The 18,093-nt window shown below is 74.4% G+C and carries 14 protein-coding genes; 11 read left to right on the top strand and 3 right to left on the bottom strand.

Features of this window, described 5'->3' with window-relative positions; all coding sequences use genetic code 11:
• Positions 1-24 precede the first annotated feature (24 nt).
• Complete coding sequence (gene eccB, locus ACQPZQ_RS40440) at positions 25-1,458, top strand: type VII secretion protein EccB (protein ID WP_433289777.1); 1,434 nt, start codon at positions 25-27, stop codon at positions 1,456-1,458.
• A 39-nt stretch (positions 1,459-1,497) separates the two neighbouring features.
• Here eccB and mycP read toward each other — a convergent pair whose 3' ends face one another.
• Positions 1,498-2,775 (bottom strand): type VII secretion-associated serine protease mycosin, encoded by a 1,278-nt coding sequence (gene mycP / locus ACQPZQ_RS40435; protein ID WP_433289776.1) that lies wholly within the window; start codon positions 2,773-2,775, stop codon positions 1,498-1,500.
• An 8-nt stretch (positions 2,776-2,783) separates the two neighbouring features.
• Positions 2,784-4,163: a type VII secretion integral membrane protein EccD gene (eccD, locus tag ACQPZQ_RS40430; RefSeq protein WP_433289775.1), complete on the bottom strand. Its 1,380-nt coding sequence runs from the start codon at positions 4,161-4,163 to the stop codon at positions 2,784-2,786.
• A gap of 153 nt (positions 4,164-4,316) precedes the next feature.
• Here eccD and eccCa point away from each other — a divergent pair, with 153 nt between their 5' ends.
• The 9 genes from eccCa (at position 4,317) to ACQPZQ_RS40385 (ending at position 13,991) form a co-directional block, all read left to right on the top strand.
• Complete coding sequence (gene eccCa, locus ACQPZQ_RS40425) at positions 4,317-8,249, top strand: type VII secretion protein EccCa (RefSeq protein ID WP_433289774.1); 3,933 nt, start codon at positions 4,317-4,319, stop codon at positions 8,247-8,249.
• 202 nt (positions 8,250-8,451) lie between these two features.
• A complete protein-coding gene (locus ACQPZQ_RS40420; RefSeq protein WP_433289773.1) occupies positions 8,452-9,867 on the top strand; it encodes a type VII secretion-associated protein in 1,416 nt (471 codons plus the stop codon).
• A 133-nt stretch (positions 9,868-10,000) separates the two neighbouring features.
• The gene (locus ACQPZQ_RS40415; RefSeq protein ID WP_241037490.1) at positions 10,001-10,312 is read left to right on the top strand and encodes a WXG100 family type VII secretion target; all 312 of its coding nucleotides are present in this window, start codon (positions 10,001-10,003) and stop codon (positions 10,310-10,312) included.
• Between the two features lie 12 nt (positions 10,313-10,324).
• Positions 10,325-10,612: a WXG100 family type VII secretion target gene (locus ACQPZQ_RS40410; RefSeq protein WP_241037491.1), complete on the top strand. Its 288-nt coding sequence runs from the start codon at positions 10,325-10,327 to the stop codon at positions 10,610-10,612.
• Positions 10,613-10,838: 226 nt separating this feature from the next.
• The gene (gene rplM / locus ACQPZQ_RS40405) at positions 10,839-11,282 is read left to right on the top strand and encodes a 50S ribosomal protein L13 (protein WP_241037492.1); all 444 of its coding nucleotides are present in this window, start codon (positions 10,839-10,841) and stop codon (positions 11,280-11,282) included.
• Positions 11,283-11,437: 155 nt separating this feature from the next.
• Positions 11,438-11,872 carry a 30S ribosomal protein S9 gene (rpsI, locus tag ACQPZQ_RS40400; protein ID WP_433299621.1) on the top strand — a complete coding sequence of 145 codons (435 nt, stop codon included), beginning with the start codon at positions 11,438-11,440 and terminating at the stop codon, positions 11,870-11,872.
• Positions 11,873-11,876: 4 nt separating this feature from the next.
• A complete protein-coding gene (gene glmM / locus ACQPZQ_RS40395; protein ID WP_433289772.1) occupies positions 11,877-13,220 on the top strand; it encodes a phosphoglucosamine mutase in 1,344 nt (447 codons plus the stop codon).
• Positions 13,221-13,269: 49 nt separating this feature from the next.
• Positions 13,270-13,593: a hypothetical protein gene (locus ACQPZQ_RS40390; RefSeq protein ID WP_433289771.1), complete on the top strand. Its 324-nt coding sequence runs from the start codon at positions 13,270-13,272 to the stop codon at positions 13,591-13,593.
• Positions 13,590-13,991: a hypothetical protein gene (locus ACQPZQ_RS40385; RefSeq protein ID WP_433289770.1), complete on the top strand. Its 402-nt coding sequence runs from the start codon at positions 13,590-13,592 to the stop codon at positions 13,989-13,991. Before ACQPZQ_RS40390 ends, ACQPZQ_RS40385 begins: the two co-directional genes overlap by 4 nt.
• Positions 13,992-14,810: 819 nt before the next feature.
• Here the strand turns inward: ACQPZQ_RS40385 and ACQPZQ_RS40380 are convergent.
• A complete protein-coding gene (locus ACQPZQ_RS40380; RefSeq protein WP_433299619.1) occupies positions 14,811-15,602 on the bottom strand; it encodes a dienelactone hydrolase family protein in 792 nt (263 codons plus the stop codon).
• 614 nt (positions 15,603-16,216) lie between these two features.
• Between ACQPZQ_RS40380 and ACQPZQ_RS40375 the strand changes: the two genes are divergently transcribed.
• A complete protein-coding gene (locus tag ACQPZQ_RS40375) occupies positions 16,217-17,656 on the top strand; it encodes an NAD(P)H-hydrate epimerase (protein WP_433289769.1) in 1,440 nt (479 codons plus the stop codon).
• Positions 17,657-18,093 lie beyond the last annotated feature (437 nt).

Below are 18,093 nucleotides of genomic sequence, written 5' to 3'. Positions count from 1 at the left end.
GACCTGCGCGGTTAGCGTCTGGCCGTGCCCCGACCGAGCGCCGTGCGGGCTCCCGCCACCCGCGACCAGGCCGACGCGTACCGGTTCGGCCTGCGCCGCATGGAGGCTGCGCTGGTCCGCGGCGATCCCGTGCCGTTGCACGAGCAGATCCGGTCGCAACGCCGCGCCGCGATGGCCGGTGTGGCGCTGGGGCTGCTCGGGATCTGTGTCGCGGCCCTGTTCGCGCGGATGGCTCCGAGTCCGAGGTGGACCGACGCCGCCGTGGTCGTCGGGGCCGACTCCGGGGCGATGTACGTGGTGGCGCACGGGCCCGACCGGCTCGTCCCGGTCGCCAACCTCCCCGCCGCCCGTCTCGTACTCGCGGCACTGCGCTCCGGTGGCAGCACCGACGCCGACCCGGCGAAGGCCACGCCCGTCACGGTGCCGGACAACTCCCTCGACGGAGCCCCACGCACCCCGACCGCCGCGGTCCCGGGCGCGGTTGCCGTCCGGCCGGACTCGACCGTGCCACCCCGGTGGGCGGTGTGTGACCGGACCATGGCCGACGGCGCGCTCGTCGGCACCACCGTGGTGGCGGGCATGCCGACAGCCCCGGAGCCGATGCCGGCGAACGACGGGGTGCTGCTCGACGGGCCCGACGGTGTGACATGGCTGGTGACCGGCGGCCGCCGCCACCGCGTCGACGCAGGCGACGGGAGGGTGCTCGCCGCGTTCGGGCTCACCGCCCGCGTGCCCCGGGCTGCCGCTCCCGATCTGGTGTCGCTGCTGCCCGAGGGAGTCGCCTTGGCCACGCCCGAGGTGGCAGGCCGGGGCAGTCCCGCTCCGGTCGGCCTGCCCGGGCGGATCGGTGACGTCCTGACGACCCGGCCGGTGGGTGGTGAGCAGCGGCATTTCGTCGTGCTGACGGGTGGCCTGCAAGAGGTGCCGGACGTGCTGGCCGAACTGCTGCGCGTGGCTGCGGGACAGGCACGGGACATCCCCGTCGGCACCGACGAGCTGGCCACGGCCACGTTCGTCGGCGATCTCGCCGTCGAGGGCTGGCCTCTCGGCGCCCCACGGCTGCGCGAACCCACGGATGCGCCGGTGGTGTGCTGGACGTGGACCGCCGACGGGGAGCCGTCCGGTGCTGTGTGGGCGGGCGGAGCGGAGCCGGCACAGTCGCAGCCGGTGAGCCTGGCGCAGGCCGACGGGTCAGGGCCGAAGGTGGACGCCGTCGTCGTGGGCTCCGGCGGTGCGGTACGGGCGACCGGACCGGGACGCTCGCCCGGCGGCGGGCCGTTGTGGCTGGTGTCGGCCACCGGGGTCGCGTTCGGAGTGGCCGACGACGCCACTGCCGCCGCTCTCGGAATCACCTCCGCGGAGCCCGCGCCGGAGGCCGTGCTGCGGTTGCTCCCGAGCGGCCCGGCTCTGGATCTCGCGGCGGCGGGCCGCATGGTGGATGTCCTGCCGGCGGGCTGAGCCTGTCCCTGGCGCGGAGGGGCCGCGAGCGGACGCCGGTCAGCGGGTGCGCCGCGGGCGGTTGCGCAGCAGCACCGCGGCCATCGCGCCGGCCGCCAGCAGCAGGCAGGCCGCCGCGAGGTCGAACGGCGGGCTCGCCGGTTCCGGCGCAGCAGAGTGCGGCGCGGTGCCGAGCAGTGGCGCGACCGACCGCGCGGTGGGCCGTTCGGCGGCCGGTTCGAGCACGGCGGGCACGGCCGTGAGCGCGCTGACGGGGTCGATCACACCGTGGCCCAGCCGGTCGTCGTGGCCACCTGCCGGTCGGCGGGCCGTGGCGATGATGCGGTCGGCCACCTGTCGAGCGGTCAGGTCGGGGAAGCGTTCGCGCACGAGCGCGGCCAGGCCGGCCACCCACCGTGCGGCGAAGCTCGTGCCGTCGCCGCCCGAGCCCGTGGTGCCGCCACCGACGGCCAGCGAGCGCAGCCCGGTGCCGGGAGCGGCGACGTCCACCCACGGGCCGGGCACCGTGAACGGCGCAGCGCGGTCGTCCGGGCCGACGGCCCCCACGGCGAGCAGCGTCTCGTCGTACCAGCCCGGGAGCGACACCTGGCCCGTGTCTCGGTCGGTGCACGAGCCCGTGCCCACGTTCCCGGCCGCCGCCACGACCACGACATCGGCCTCCACGGCGTAGCGGAGTGCGGCGTGCAGTTGGGCGCCCGCCGTGGCCGCCAGGTCGGCGCGCAAGCACACCGCTCCCGAGATGTTGATGACGTCGGTGCCTTCGCGGACCGCCAGCACCACAGCCTCCGCAAGGGTGCGGGTGTCGCCCGCCGGACGTGTGGTGCCGCCTGGGGCGGAGACCTCGAACGACGAGCTCGACTGGCGGATCGCGAGCAGGTGTGCGCCGGGCGCGATGCCGATCGGTGTGCTGCCACGGCCGGTCGGTTCGGCTGCCGCGGCGAGCAGCCCGGCCACGGCGGTGCCGTGCCCGTCGCAGTCGTCGAGACCGTCGCCGCCGGTGAGGTAGTCCCCGCCGCCACGCAGCCGGCCGCCGAGCAGCCGGTGCGGGAAGACACCGGTGTCGATCACGGCGATGAGCACGCCGCGGCCGGTGGCCAGCCGATGGACCTCGCGCAGCTGGAGACGGGTGGCGGTCGCGTCGTCGGCGGGTCGGCCGTCAGCCGCGGGAGGGGTGCAGCGCTGTGGCGGGCGGAGACCGGGTGCGGCCCCGGGCGGACGGCCGCTCGGAGGCTCGACGCCGACCGGGGGTGGCGCCGGGTCGGCCGCGGCGGGGACCGGAACCCCGGTGAGCGCGAGCGCCGCGACGATCGCGCACACCGCCCGTCTCACAGGCCCCGGACCAGCCGGAACAGATCCATCGTCGCGAATGCCAGCGGGATCGCGGCAGCGATGAGCAGACCTTCCAGCAGGTCGACCGCCCGTCGGGAGACGGGGGAGCCCAGCGGGGTGCTGCGGCCGAGCGTGAGTGCGCCTGCTGCCGCGGCGACGAGCAGCGCTGCCGCGATAGCGAGCCGGAACGCCGTGCCCGCGTGCACGGCTGCCATGACAGCAAGCCCGACGCCCGCGGCGATCGCGCTCGTCAGCAGGATCCGGACCGGGCCCCTGTCGGCGAAGCTGCGCGCGCGGAGGCCGAGCACCGCCACGACGACCGTGGCGAAGACCGGGCCCGCCCAGCCGCCTGCCGCGGCTGCCGGCAGCGCGGCACCTGCCGTGACCACGGCACATCCGCCGACCAGCCCGGCGAGGTAGCCGCGGGCCAGGTCGGCCCGCTCCGCGAGCTCGTCGGGCGGGAGTAGATCCGGCCCGTCGTCGGCGTCCACGAGCTCACTCCCATCGGCCGGAACGACCGGACGGGGCAACCCGGCGAGCCGCAGCGCCACCCGCGGCAGCACGGGGCCGATGGCAAGGCCGACCGCACCGACGGCCGTGGCCGCGGCGGCTGGGGTGACGCCGAATCGCAGGATCACGAGAGCGGCCACGCCCACAGGTACGGCTGCCACGACGATGCCGACGAGCACCGGAGCCACCACACGCAGCGCGATCTGAGCCACCGCGGCCGTGGTGCCCGCCGCCACGGTGGCCAGCAGCAGCTGCGCTGCTCCACCGGACGCGGACAGTGCCGCCCACCCTGCCGCGCCCCCGAGTGCGACGGCTGCCAGCGCGGCCGCACCGGCGGCCGGATGCACCGATCCGCCGTCCTGCTCGTCGGCACGGCGGGCCAGGCGAGCCGCCAGGGCCACGGTGGCCACCGCGCCCAGTGCCGCGACCACTGCAGCCGGCGTCCGGGTGGCGCCCGGTGCGCCCGCCAGCACTGCCGCCGCGGCAAGCGCCACCGCGAGCACCGCCCCCGCCGCGAACCGCCGGTCGCCGGACGTGGCGGAGGCCGCCGTGGCCGCCAGCGCGTCCACCGGGTCGTCGAAGACGGGCGAAGCCGGGGCCGGGCCCTCCGGGGCGATGCGCAGCAGATCGCCGTCGAGCACGCCGAGGTCGGTGAGAGTGGCTTCCGGCGGCAGCGGCCCCCCGGCTACTCCCGACAGCCGCCACGGCAGGGGGCGCAGGCCGAACACCGGCTCGCCGATCAGCTCCAGCACCATCGGCACCAGCTCCGCCACCGGCACGTCGGCGGGCAGCGCCACGTCGACCCGGGCACGTGGGGCGAGCACCGTGAGCCGGCAGTAGGCCGCATCGGCGGCGGGCGCGCGCATGGTCGTTTCTCTCCCCCCGAGCGACGGGACAACTTCTCCGGAACGGCCCCGGCGGCCCCCGTCGGCTGCCTAGCATCGCAGCGCCGAGGCCCCGGGCGGGCCCGTTCGGTGGAAGTCGTCAGGGGTCGGCGGCAACGGCGGGGAGGGGTGCCGATGGGCACGGTGGGGGTCGTCCGGCCGAGGCGTCTGCCGCCGCGGATGCCCGGCGGAGAGCTCACGCTCGAACCGCCCCCGGAACCCGAGCGGATCGTTCCCGCGGGTGTGCCGGCTCGGTTGTTGCCGGTCGTGATGCTCCTCGGGTCCGTCGGTTTCGTCGCCGTGCTCGGGGTCGGCAACCCGACGTCGTGGCTGTTCGGTGGCATGTTCGCGATCTCGACGCTCAGCATGATGCTCACCGGTGCCGGCCGCGGCGGAGCGGAGCGGTCGGCAGGCCTCGACGAGGACCGGCGCGACTACCTGCGTTACCTGTCGGTGCTGCGCCGCCGGGTGCGGGGCATCGCGGCGGACCAGCGCACCGTGCTCGAGTCGGTGCACCCGGATCCGGCGGCCTGGCCCGCGGTACTCGCGGCCGGTCGCCTCTGGGAACGCCGGGCCGCAGATCCGGACTTCGGGCAGCTGCGCATCGGACGTGGGGCACAGCGGCTGGCCACGCGGCTCGTCTCCCCGCAGACCGGGCCGGTCGAGGGCCTCGAGCCGGTCACCGCGCTCGCCCTGCGCCGGTTCCTGCTCGGCCACGCCGTCGTGCCCGACCTGCCGGTCGCCCTGTCGCTGCGGGCCAGCTCCACGGTGTGGCTGAAACCGGCCGACCCCGCCGCGGGACTCGGGCCTGCCCGCGCGCTCGCCCGCGCCGTCGTCGCCCAGTACGCGCTCTGGCACAGCCCGTCCGATGCGCTGCTCGCCGTCGTCGCGCCGCCCACCCTCGCACCGGAGTGGGAGTGGGTGAAGTGGCTGCCGCACGTCGGCCACCCACGCCGTCGCGACGCCGTCGGTCCGCTGCGGATGATCTCCGCCGACGCCGACGACGTGCGCCGCTGGTGGGTGAGCGAACTCGCAGGCAGGCCCGCCGGACCGGGGATGGGCGAGCCGCACCTGCTCGTCGTCGTCGACGAGGTGGCCGAGGGGCCGGGCCCGTGGGCGGGCGTCGCCGGGGTCACGGTGCTGCGGGTCGGCGCGCCACCGGGGCGGCGCCCTGGTCCGTCTGTCGTGCGGCTGCTCGTGGGGCACGACGGGCTGCACCGCGTCGGCGGCGATCAGGCGCCGCATGCCGGCGACGAGCAGCCGGCGCTGATCGGGCGGCCGGACGGGCTGGGCGTTGCCGAGGCGCGTGCACTCGCGCGGCGGCTCGCCCGCTACCGGCCCGGAGGTGCGGAGCCGGTGGGCGAAGCGACCCCGCGCACCGCGCCGGGCCTGCCCGCCCTGCTCGGGCTGGAGCCCGGCCAGGCGGGCATCGCGGCGCTACGCGCTCGCTGGGCCCGCTCCGAGACCCACCGGCTCCGCGTCCCGATCGGGGTGGACGAGCGCGGCGGCCCGGTCATGCTCGATCTCAAGGAATCGGCGCAGGGCGGCAGCGGGCCACACGGGCTGTGCGTCGGCGCCACCGGGTCGGGCAAGAGCGAGCTGCTCCGCACGCTCGTGCTCGGTCTCGCGGCCACGCACTCGCCCGCCGAGCTGAACCTCGTGCTCGTCGACTTCAAGGGCGGGGCAACCTTCCTCGGGCTGGCCGGGCTGCCGCACGTCTCGGCGGTGATCACCAACCTCGCCGACGAGCTGACACTGGCCGACCGCATGGCCGACGCGCTGGCCGGTGAGATCACCCGCCGCCAGGAGCTGCTGCGATCGGCGGGCAACCTCGTCGGGGTCGCCGAATACGCCGCGGCGCGCCGGGCGGGGGCCGATCTACCGCCGCTGCCGGCGCTGTTCGTCGTGGTCGACGAGTTCTCCGAGCTGCTCACCCAGCGTCCCGAACTGATCGAGCTGCTCGTCACGATCGGCAGGCTCGGTCGCTCTCTCGGAATCCACCTGTTGCTCGCGTCCCAGCGCCTCGAGGAGGGACGGCTGCGCGGGCTGGAGTCGCATCTGTCGTACCGGATCGCCCTACGTACGTTCTCCGCATCGGAGTCCCGTGCGGTGCTCGGCGTGCCCGATGCCCACCAGCTCCCGTCAGCGCCCGGGTCGGCCTTCCTCGCCACGGGCACCGACGAGCTCGTGCGGTTCCGCGCCGCCTACGTGTCGGGTCCGGGCAGCGCACCAGTGCGAGGGGGAGGGGTGGCGGGGCAGACCGCCGCGTATCCGTTCCGGGCCGGCCCGGTTCCGGTGATCGCCCCGGTGGAGCCCGCCGCGCCTGCCGAGGAATCCGACGGGCCCACCGTGCTCGACACCGTGATCGCGGCGATGGCCGGCCAGGGCCCAGCGGCCCACCGTGTCTGGCTCCCGCCGCTCGAGGTCCCGCCGCCGTTGGACGAGGTGCTGGGCCCGATCCGCGCGGTGCCCGGTCGACGGCCGATGGCTCGCCGGGCGGTGCCGCTCCGCGTGCCCGTCGGTCTGATCGACCGGCCCTACCAGCAGCGCCGCGACCCCCTCGTGATCGACCTGGCCGGTGGGTCCGGGCACCTCGCTGTGGTCGGCGGCCCGCGCACGGGCAAGTCCACCGCGCTGGCCACCGCCGTGCTCGGGCTCGCGCTCACGCACACACCCGACGAGCTGGGTGTGCACGTACTCGACTTCGGTGGCGGAGCGCTCCTTCCGCTCGCCGCTCTCCCGCACGTCGGCACGGTCGCCGCACGCCAGGAGACCGACCTCGTCCGGCGTACCGTCGCGGAGCTCACCGCTGTGCTCGCTCGCCGCGAACGCCTCTTCCGCGAGGCCGGGATCGCCTCGGTCGAGGAGTTCCGGGCCCGCCGCGCAGCCGGTGCTCACCCGGGCGAGCCCTGCACCGACCTCCTGCTCGTCGTCGACGGGTACCTCACGCTGCGCGGCGAGTTCGACGACCTCGAGGCGCGGCTGCTCCCGCTGGCCGCACAGGGCCTGTCCTACGGGCTGCACCTCGCGGTGTCGGCCACGCGGTGGAGCGAGTTGCGCCCTGCTCTGAAGGACCTACTCGGTGGCCGCATCGAGCTGCGGCTCGGGGAGCCTGCGGAGTCCGAGGTCGACCGTCGCCGAGCCGCCGAGGTCCCGGCCCGGCCCGCACACGGTCTCGCGCCCGATGGGGCCCCGGCCGTCGTCGCCGCGCCCCAGCTCAGCACCGGGGCCACCGATCAGGCCGCGCTGGTCGCCGCGGTCGCCGCGGCATGGCCCGGCCCGGGTTTCGCACCGGTCCGCTTGCTGCCCGAACGCATTGACCACGACGCGCTTCCGCCTGCACCGCCCGGGTCGGCCGGAATACCGATCGGCGTGGACGAGGAGGGGCTCGACCGCGTGGAGCTCGACCTCGCCGCGGAACCCCACCTGCTGTGTTTCGCCGACGCCGAGAGCGGCAAGACCAACCTGCTGCGCCTCGTCGCGCGGGGAGTCATCGCCCGGCACGGGCCGGAGGCCGCTCGGATCGTGGTCGTCGACCACCGCCGCGCGTTGCTCGGCGTGGTGCCGGAGAGCCATCTGATCGGCTACGCGAGCACAGCAGGCGCCACCGCCGAAGCCGCCCGTGACGTGGCGGCCTCGCTTCGTCGCAGGATGCCCGGCCCCGACGTGACGCCGCGGGCCCTGCGGGAGCGCAGCTGGTGGACCGGGCCCGAGGTCTACGTGCTCGTCGACGACTACGACCTGGTGGCGCCCGGCGGCGGTGCCGAGCACCCACTGCTGCCGCTGGTGGAGTTCCTGCCGCAGGCCAAGGACGTGGGCCTGCACCTGATCGTCGCCCGTCGTTGCGGCGGTGCGAGCCGCGCGCTGTTCGACCCGTTGCTGGGGCGGCTGCGTGAGCTCGGTGCGCCCGGGTTGGTGATGAACGGCAGCTCGGACGAGGGCGCGCTGGTGGAGTCCGTCAAACCCTCGCCCCTGCCTCCCGGCCGGGCCACCTTCTTCGACCGGCGGCGCGGGGCCCGGCGGGTCCAGCTCGCCTGGCTACCGCCGGATACGGGGGACGAGCCGTGAGCCGCAAGGTCCGCCGGCGCGCGAGCCGGGTCGCCGGTAGCAACGTCCATGGCGCAGGCTCTGCTGCAGCCGGGGATCGTGAGCCTCAGCGGCCGCCGGCGTGGGGGCGGGCCGTGGGTGGTTGGGCGGCGCTCTGGTCGATCCGCGAGACCGCGCCCCGCGCTACCGGAGCGCTGCGGCCTGCGCCACCGATCGCCGCGCCATGAGCGGCACGCCGGTCCGCGTCGCCGTTCAGCTCGGCAGCACCACCGCGCGGATGGCGGGCGCCGGTAGCGACGGGGAGCCGTGGTTGATGGCGCGCCCAACGGCTCCCGGTGCCACCGTGGCATCCCTGCTGGCTGAGCTCGCACCGGCGCCCGAGGAGCTCGTTCTCGTCCACCCGGCGAGCTGGCCATCGTCGCGGATCGCGTCCTGGTTGGGCGAGTGCGCGGGGCTCGGCAGGCAGGTCCGAGCCGTCCCGGCCCCGCTCGCCGCCGCGGGGCTCGGCGCCGTGGCAGTGCTCGACGTCGGACGGACCACGGCGGAGGCCACGCGTTGGGACGCGGCCGGGCGCCTGCTCGCCGTCACGTCCCGACCGGTGGGTGGGGTCGATCTGGACGCGGTGCTGATGCAGCTGCTCCGACTTCCACAGGGGGACCCGACCGCGAGGGCGGAGGCGCAGCGGGTGCGGGAGGCCCTGTCCCTGCTGCCCGAGGTCTGGACGCAGGCCCCGGATCCGGTCCGGGTGGTCGTCGACGAGGTGCGCGAACCGCTGGCGAGGGGCCTCGCTGTGGCGATCGATGCCCTGCGCGAGGTGGTGTACCGCACCGGACCGGCACGGGTGCTGCTCGTCGGCGGGGTCGCACGCACCCCGTTGCTCGCGGAGCTGCTCGACGAGGCCGGGATCGGCGGCGAGGTCGCTGTGGCGCCGCGGCCCGACGTCGCCGCGGTGCTCGGGGCGCTGATGCTGCCCGGCGCGGTCGGCCGGGCGGCGCCCATACGCGGGGCTGCCCTGTCCGGCTCGCCCTCCGTCGGTCACGAACGGGCCGCAGAGCCGTTCGTGACCCGCAGGTTGCCGCCACCGCCTCCTCGCGCTCGCGGGCCGCTGCGTGCGGTCCTGCTGCTCGTCGCGGCCGCCGGTGTCGTCGCAGGCCTGCTCGGCGTGGGCACTCTGTTGCCATCGCCGTCGGCCGCGGTGCCGGCCGGGGTGCTGGTGCAGTACGGCTACCGGTTGGACGTGCCGTCGGGGTGGGAGCACACCGGCGGCCTGCCTGAACGGCGTCGCACCCTGCTCACCCCGGCCGGGGCACCGGAGGGCAGCGATCTCATCGCGATCGAGCGGAGTCCGCTCGGCTACGACACCGGTGCCGAGCCCGAGCGAGCGCGGGCGGAGCTGCGGGCGGAGTTCGACGCGGCCGTGGCGGGCAGGTCCCCGCTCTCGGACTTCCGCATCACCAGCGTCGGAGGGCGCGAGGTCGCCACCTACCGGCAGCAGGAGGCAGGCCCCACGGTCGTGGAGTGGTTCGTGCTCCTCGACGGTGACGCTCAGCTCAGCGTCGGCTGCCGGCAGACGGCGTCCGGGAGGGCAGCGGTGCGGGCGGCCTGCGCCGTCGTCGTCGCCTCGGTGCGACGGGCCTGAGCAGGCGAGCAGCCCGCTCGCGTCCTGCCGTTCGCACCCGCACACGATCTCGCTGGTTCGGCCCCGCGCCGTCGTCACCCCTGCGACGGTGGCCCGGCAGCAGATGGCTGGAACGGGAACAGGGGTGATCGACATGGCCGACGGGTTCGGCACCACCGTCGAGGAGATGCAACGGGCCGGGAGGCACGTGTTCGCGGTGAACGACGCCGTGCAGGCCGATCTCGCCACGTTGCGCGGCAGGCTCGCCCCGTTGGCGGGGGCATGGCGGGGAGAGGCATCCACGGCGTTCACGGCGCTGATGGCGCGATGGGACGCCGACGCCCGCGCCTTGAACGAGGCCCTGCGCACGATCGGAGAGGCGATACAGGGCACGGGCGCGAGCTATCAGGCACAGGAGGAGCAGCGCACCGGAGAGCTGTCCTCGATCCGTGCGGCGCTGGGCTGAGGGGAGCGAGCAATGCCTGAGATCAAGGTCACGTTCGGGGCGCTGGAAGTGGCGCGGACGGACGTCGGCACCACCGCCGGCCGCATCTCCGGCCAGCTGGAGGAGCTCAAACGGTTCCTGGCACCGATGGTCGCAGGCTGGGAGGGGCAGGCGGCCACCGAGTACCAGGCCACCCAGCGCCGGTGGGACACGGCCGCGGCCGATCTGGCGGCGGTGCTCGCCCAGATCGGGGTGGCCCTCGGCACGGCCAACGAGAGCTATCAGCAGGTCGAGCGGGCCAACGCGGCCCGCTGGAGGTAGCGTCAACAGCAACGGAACAGGGTGCCCGGCGGTTGGAGGGGGCGTTTTGACCCCGCTTCAGACCGGCGGGTACCCTCGTTCTTCGATGTGCGGTGGGTGGAGACCCGTGGTCGCTTTCAACGGCGGCCCGCACGGCCCCATCCGGGCCCGGCGCCTTCCTCCGCACCCGCGACCAGAGGCAGCTCCCGAGCATTCGACGAGCACACGACAGCGACGAGGTAGGTCCGTGCCCACGTACAGCCCCAAGCCCGGCGAGATCACCCGCGCCTGGCACGTGATCGATGCTACGGACGTGGTGCTCGGCCGCCTCGCCACGCACGCCGCCACACTCCTGCGCGGCAAGCACAAGCCGACGTATGCCCCGCACATGGACACCGGTGACTTCGTCATCATCGTCAACGCGGAGAAGATCGCCGTCTCCGGCAACAAGCGGGACGACAAGTTCGTCTACCGCCACAGCGGCTTCCCAGGTGGTCTCCGCCAGCGCTCGGTCGGCGAGATGATCGAGAAGCACCCCGACCGCCTCGTCGAGAAGGCGATCAAGGGCATGCTGCCGAAGAACCGCCTCGGCCGGGCCATGAGCAAGAAGCTGAAGGTCTACGCCGGGCCCGACCACCCGCACGCCGCGCAGCAGCCGGCCGCGTTCGAGATCACCCAGGTCGCGCAGTGACCACCGCAGAGAACGAAGAGGGACAGCCCGTGACCACCCCCCCGGAGCCCGGGAGCGAGGCCGCCGAGACGGCAGCCGCCGAGATCGAGGCCGTCGAGGAAGCCGCGCTCGCCGCGGACCACGCCGACGAGTACGACGTCGACTCCGAGGTGGAGATCGACTCCGACATCGACGCGGTGCCCGCCATTCCGGCGGTGTTCTCCGACCGGCCGATCCAGACCGTCGGCCGCCGCAAGGAGGCCGTCGTCCGCGTCCGGTTGGTGCCGGGCAGCGGGGTGTTCCGCCTCAACGGCAAGTCGCTCGAGGAGTACTTCCCCAACAAGCTGCACCAGCAGCTGATCCGGGAGCCGCTCGTCACGGTCGAGAAGACCGAGCGCTTCGACATCTACGCCAACCTCAATGGTGGTGGCACCTCGGGTCAGGCCGGCGCGCTGCGCCTGGCGGTCGCCCGTGCGCTGATCGAGGCCGACCCCGACGACCGCCCGCCGCTCAAGAAGGCCGGCTTCCTCACCCGTGACCCGCGCGTCATCGAGCGCAAGAAGTACGGCCTCAAGAAGGCCCGCAAGGCTCCTCAGTACAGCAAGCGCTGACCCATTGGGCGAGCGACGTCTGTTCGGTACCGACGGCGTTCGCGGACTGGCCAACGGCGACCTGCTCACTCCTGAGCTCGCTGTCGCGTTGTCCGCGTCCGCTGCGCGGGTGCTCGCCGAACGGGACCGTTCCCATCGGCCGGTGGCCGTGGTCGGGCGGGATCCGCGGGCGAGCGGAGAGATGCTGGAGGCCGCGGTCGTCGCGGGCCTGACGTCGGCCGGAGCCGATGCGGTACGCGTCGGGGTGTTACCCACCCCGGCGGTCGCCTTCCTGGTCGGGTCGCTCGGCGCCGACCTCGGCGTGATGATCTCCGCGTCGCACAACGCGATGCCGGACAACGGCATCAAGCTCTTCGCGGCGGGTGGCCACAAGCTCCCCGACGCGGTCGAGAGTGCGGTCGAGGAGGGCCTCGACACCCGCGGTGAGCGTCCGACCGGTGCGCGGATCGGCCGTGTCCACGACCTCGTGGACGCCGCTGACCGGTATCGCGATCACCTCATCGCCGCCACACCGGGCTCGCTCGCCGGTCTTCGCGTCGTGGTCGACTGTGCGCACGGTGCGGCATCCGTCGTGGCGCCCGCGGCGTACCGCAGGGCCGGGGCCGAGGTCATCGCGGTGCACGCCGACCCCGACGGCCTCAACATCAACGACGGCGTCGGGTCCACCCACCTCGGGCCGCTCCAGAAGGCCGTTCGTGAGCACGCTGCCGATCTCGGTATCGCTCACGACGGCGACGCCGACCGCTGCCTGGCCGTCGACGCCACGGGCGCCGAGGTCGACGGCGACCAGATCATGGCCGTGCTCGCTCTCGCCATGCGAGAGGCCGGTGAGCTCACCCATGACACCCTCGTCACCACGGTGATGAGCAACCTCGGCCTGCATCTCACGATGCAGGAGGCGGGTATCGCGGTACGCACCACCCAGGTCGGCGACCGGTACGTCCTCGAGGAGCTGCGGACGGGCGGGTTCAGCCTCGGCGGCGAGCAGTCCGGGCACGTCGTGCTGCCGCAGCACTCCACCACCGGCGACGGCCTGCTCACCGCGCTGCGGCTGATGGCGCGGATGACGGCCACGGGTTCGTCGCTCGCCGAGCTCACCTCGGTGGTGACGCCGCTGCCGCAGGTGCTGCGCAACGTGCAGGTGGCCGACAAGGCCGCGGTCGCCGGCTCCGACGCGGTGCGTGAGGCCGTCGAGGCCGCGCAGGCGGAGCTGGGTGGCACCGGACGCGTGCTGCTGCGCCCGTCCGGCACCGAGCAGCTGGTGCGGGTAATGGTCGAGGCACCCACCGCGGAGGTCGCGGAGGCCGTCGCGCTGCGGCTGGCCGACGTCGTCGCCGCCGCGCACTGATTCTCCCGTTCCGCCCCGCCTGGCCGGATCAGTGCGGCACGATCGCGTCGTGCCGCCCGAGCTGCGCCTGCAACCTGATCGGCTGCGATCCCACGCGTTCACGGCCGCCGGTCTCTCCGAGGACCTGCGCGGGGTGCTGCCGCCATCTTCCGGCGACGCGGCCGGCGGCCCGGCCCTCGTGGCCGAGCACGAACGGCTGCGCGCGGTCCTGCTCGGTGCCGTCCGCGAACTGACAGAGCTCAGTGCCGCGCTCGCCGGTGCAGCCACCGCGTCGGCGTCCGCCGACGGCGCGGTCGCCTCGACGATGCTCCGGATCCAGGATGCGCTCGGCGCCGCACGCCCGGCGTCGTCGTCCGGCGGGGAGTGGACATGACCCGGCCGGTCCCACCGCCCGGTCCCGCCGACCCAGTCGATGCCGAGACCCTGTCCCGTACGGCGCGGTGGTGGGCTGAGCTCGGCGACACTCTTGCCGACATAGGGCGCCGCGTCGGCCGGTTGTCCGAGCAGATCAGCCACGACTGGCCGGACGGCCGTGGCCTCGAGTGGGCGGAGCGGGTCGGGCGGCTGGGTCAGGAGCTGAGCCGGGAGGCCGGATCGGCTGCCGAGCTGGGTGAGGCGTACGCGCGACAGGCCTCGGATCCCGTCCGCTTGGGCCTGCCGTCCTCGAGGATTCCCGGGATGCGCCTCGGCGGCACGGAGGCGCAGCGCGCCGACAGCGAGCGAGGGATGCGTATCGCCCAGCTTCCCGCGGAGGACCCGGGGACCAACTAACCGCCCTACGCCCGAATCCCTTCCGGCGAGTCGCTCCTTCGCGTGCGCGAGTCGGCATCCTGCCTGCCCGAATTGCCCCTTTCGGCTGGGCGAGTCGCCCTTTCGGCTGCCCGACCGCTTGCGAGAGTCGCGTTGCCCAGTGGCCTGGGTCTCGGGAGCCGGCCGGGCCTGCGGGCCATGTTCGACGTCAGCCAACCGGAAATAGGCCGGGCTCTTCGTGTCGGCGAAGAGCCGCACCGGCACTGAGATCTTGCCCAGCCGCTCGTCGGCGACGAACGCCCCGACGCACTCCACTTCACGCGGGATCGTGTGCGCCGCCTCCACCCGACGGCGGACTGAGGTAGCCGGATCGGCGGTGGGGTCAGCCGGGCCTGGCGAGATCCACGGCCCGCTCCGCGATTCCGTAGACGGTGGCGTTGGCCGACGCGATGGAGGGCATGACGGAGGCGTCGGCCACCTGCGGCCCGTTCCGGCTGTGCGACAGTCGCGACCCGCTGGGCCCGGCCGGCTCCGATGCCTCCCTGCGCGAGGTCGCCCGTCCGGCGGTGCGAGCCGCCCGTTCCAGCCGTGCCGGTCGCCCATCCTGGTTGCGCGAGCCGCTTGTTCCAGCGGGGCGAGTCGCTTGTCCAGTTCCGGGATCGCCTGTCCTGGTTGCGCGCGTCTCTCGATCCCGGTCCTGCGGGCCTCCCATTCCGGGAGTGCGAATCGCCGGTTCCCGGTCCCGATCGTGCGAGTCGCCCGCCGGGCAGCGCGATTCGCACGTTTGCGAGCGTGAGTCGCCGGCCCTGATTGCGCGAGTTGCGGTCTGCCGGTGCGGGATCAGCGGCGGTCGGCGAGCGTGGTGCCGGGGACTTTCCCGTCGATGAGCATGTCGACGCGGTCCTCGTCGCATAGGTGGTGCAGCAGGAAGGCCGTGACCAGGGCGCGGGCGAGGCGGCGTGCCTTGGCGTCGGGGTTGCCCGAGAGCACGAAGTCGCTCCAGTGCAGGCCTTCGAGGAACCCGGTGTGGGTGGCCTTGGAGAGCGTGCGCAACCAGACGGGTCCGCCTGCTGCCGCCGCGATGGGCTCGGCGTGCCCGGCGGCGGGCGCGACGGTGTCCTTGCCCGCGGCGAGGTGCAGTACGGGGATCGTGAGAGCACGGGCGGCGTCGATGGCGGAGGGCCGCGTCTGCGCAACCGCGATCGTGACGACAGCCCGGACGCGTGGACGGTCTTGCGCCGCCAGCATCGCGATCCCGCCGCCGATCCCGTGACCGGCGAGTGCGGTGCGGCGGGAGTCCACGCTGATCCGACCCTCGCCGAGCCGTACCCCGGCGCAGACGTCGAGCGTGGTGCGCAGGTCGGTGGCGAACCCGGCGTGGCTCGGCAACGGGCCACGGTGGCTCGACGGGGCGGCCGCCACGATGCCCCAGGACGCGAGGTGCCGCAGCAGGTCGGCGTAGCGCTCGGCGGGCTGCAGCCAGTCGTGCCCGAACGCGACGGCGGGCAGCCCCAGCCCCTCCTCCGGCGCGAACACGACGCCCGGAATGCCGACCATGCCGAGGTTGCCACGCAGCACCTGGTGCGGCCCGGGCCGCGAGAGCTGCTCCAGCGCCTCCTTGGCGTTGCGCATCTCCGGTGGCCGGGCGAACGGGCGGGTCCGGGTCACAGCGCAGCACCGTAGTCCTAGCGACGTCGGGCGGGCGAACGCAACGCGGCGACGGTGCATCGTGCGAGCGACAACCGACGACGCCAGTCGCTTTCTCCGCTACTCGTCGATGCGGAAGGGGATGCGTTCGGTGACTTCGCTCGGTGCGTCGTGCCCGAGCCGGCGGTTGATCGCATCGGCGCCTCGGACTCCGAGTAGGCAGCCGCCGACACCGGCGGGGATGGCGGCGAGGAACAGCAGGAAGTCGAGCCAGGTCCATGCGGGGAGCGCGAACCCTCAGTCGCCCCCGACTGCGCCGCGTTATCGATACGCCACTGACCAGCGGTTCCGCACTGCCGGTGCATGCCTCGTCCTGGCGTATCGCAGGGCGGTCTGCGCTACCGACGGTTCGGGGGCGGCGACGCGCTACTGAGCCGCGCTTGTTCGGAGCAGGTCGTCTGGATCGGGCGATTCGCGGATTTAGCGGGTGGCTCGGGACATCGTCGGTGTTCTCGCCCTCACGCCATCCTGACGCGGGTCATCCGGCGCTCGTGCCCATCCGCGTCCTACGCTCCGGACATGCCACCGAGAGATGGCCGATGAGGGGCGTCTGGACGGCCCAGCAGGTGCGGGAGTCGGAAGCCGTGCTCCTGGGCCGCACGGCCGAGGGCGCGCTCATGCGGCGTGCTGCGTTCGGGCTCGCGGTACATGCACGCCGGATGCTCGCGCGGAGTGGACAGGTGAGCGGCCGTCGGGTGGCGCTCCTCGTCGGCGCAGGCAACAACGGCGGCGACGCGCTCTGGGCCGGGGTGGAGCTGCGCAGGCGCGGTGTCGGCGTCACTGCAGTGCTGCTCGACGCGGCCCGCGCCCATCCTGAAGGTCTCGCCGCGCTGCGCCGTGCGGGTGGCCGTTTCGTCGACGTGGACGCCGGCCTGGTGGCCGCGCTCGGGGCCGACCTGGTGATAGACGGCATCGTCGGCATCTCCGGGCGCGGGCCACTGCGCGAGCCCGCGGCGCGCCTGGTCGCCGCGGTGGACCACGCTGGCGTGCCCGTGCTGGCCGTCGACCTGCCCAGCGGTGTGGACCCCGACACCGGCGCGGTCGACGGCCCTGCCGTCACGGCCACGGCGACCGTCACGTTCGGTGCGCTCAAGCCGGTGCATGTGCTCGCAGCCCACCGGTGTGGTGAGGTGCACCTGGTCGACATCGGGCTCAGCCCGCTGTTGCCCGAGCCGTACGCCGAGATCCTCGACCCGGCCGACGTCGCCGCTCGCTGGCCCGTCCCCGGCCCGGCGGACGACAAATACACCCAGGGCGTGGTCGGTATCGCCGCCGGCTCGGCGACCTACCCCGGCGCTGCAGTGCTGTCCGCCGGCGCGGCCGCCCTCGCCACGAGCGGCATGGTCCGTTTCGCCGGAACCGCAGCCTCGCTCGTCCGGGACCCGTGGCCGGAGATCGTCGCCACCGATTCGATCGTCGACGCTGGGCAGACCCAGGCGTGGGCTGTCGGTCCGGGTATCGGCACGGACGAGGCCGGCTTTGCCGTGCTGTCCGAGGCCATCGGGCGGAACGTTCCACTCTGCATCGACGCCGACGGGATCTCCCTGCTCGCCGTGCACGCCGATCTCCGTGCGGCGCTGCGGGGGAGGCCGGTACTGATCACGCCGCACGACCGCGAGTTCGCGCGCATCGCGGGTGAGGTCGGCAGCGACCGGGTCGCGGCCGCCCGCCGGGCTGCGGCCGAACTGGGCATCACCGTGCTGCTCAAGGGCAACGCCACCGTGGTTGCCGATCCAGGTGGACGCGCGCTGGTGCACCCGTCGACGTCCTCATGGGCGGCAACCGCCGGTTCCGGAGACGTGCTCACCGGGATCATCGGTGCGCTGCTGGCCGCCGGGCTCGAGCCGTGGTGGGCGGGGGGATGCGCGACCCACGTGCACGGGCTCGCATCCGTGCTGGCCGCACGCGGCGCGCCGGCCCCGGCGTCGAGGCTGCAGGCGGCGATTCCGGCGGCGATCCGCGCGATCCGAGGTGTATGAGTTCCTACCGGCGGCCGACGTCTCGCGGACCGAGCCGGGCCGACTCGCGGGTGGAGTTCGGGCGACTCGCGGGCGGGTTTCTGGGCGACTCGCGCTTGGGAAGTGGCGATTCGGATCCGGACGACTCGCGCGCGGATTCGGGGGACCCGCGAACCAGCGCCGGGCAGCTCGCGGGCAGAGGGTTCGGAGGGCTTGCGGACCGGTGGCCACGCCTCTCGCGGGCAGGGCTCGGGCGTCTCGCCGACCGGTGCTGGCTGGTCGGTGGGTTCGGGCAGCTCTCGGACCAGCACCGGGCCACTCACGAACCGGATTTGGGCCACCTGCGGACCGGTGTTGGTCGTCTCGCCGGTGGGATGTGGGCGGCTCGTGGACCGGTGCCGGGCGGCTCGCGCTCGGGAAGTGGGCGACGGCAGACGGCGTTGGGGGGTGGTCGGCGG

Source organism: Pseudonocardia sp. CA-142604 (assembly GCF_050948475.1).
In the GTDB taxonomy this organism is placed as follows: Bacteria; Actinomycetota; Actinomycetes; order Mycobacteriales; family Pseudonocardiaceae; genus Pseudonocardia; species Pseudonocardia alaniniphila.
This window is presented reverse-complemented; position numbering and strand designations above follow the sequence as displayed.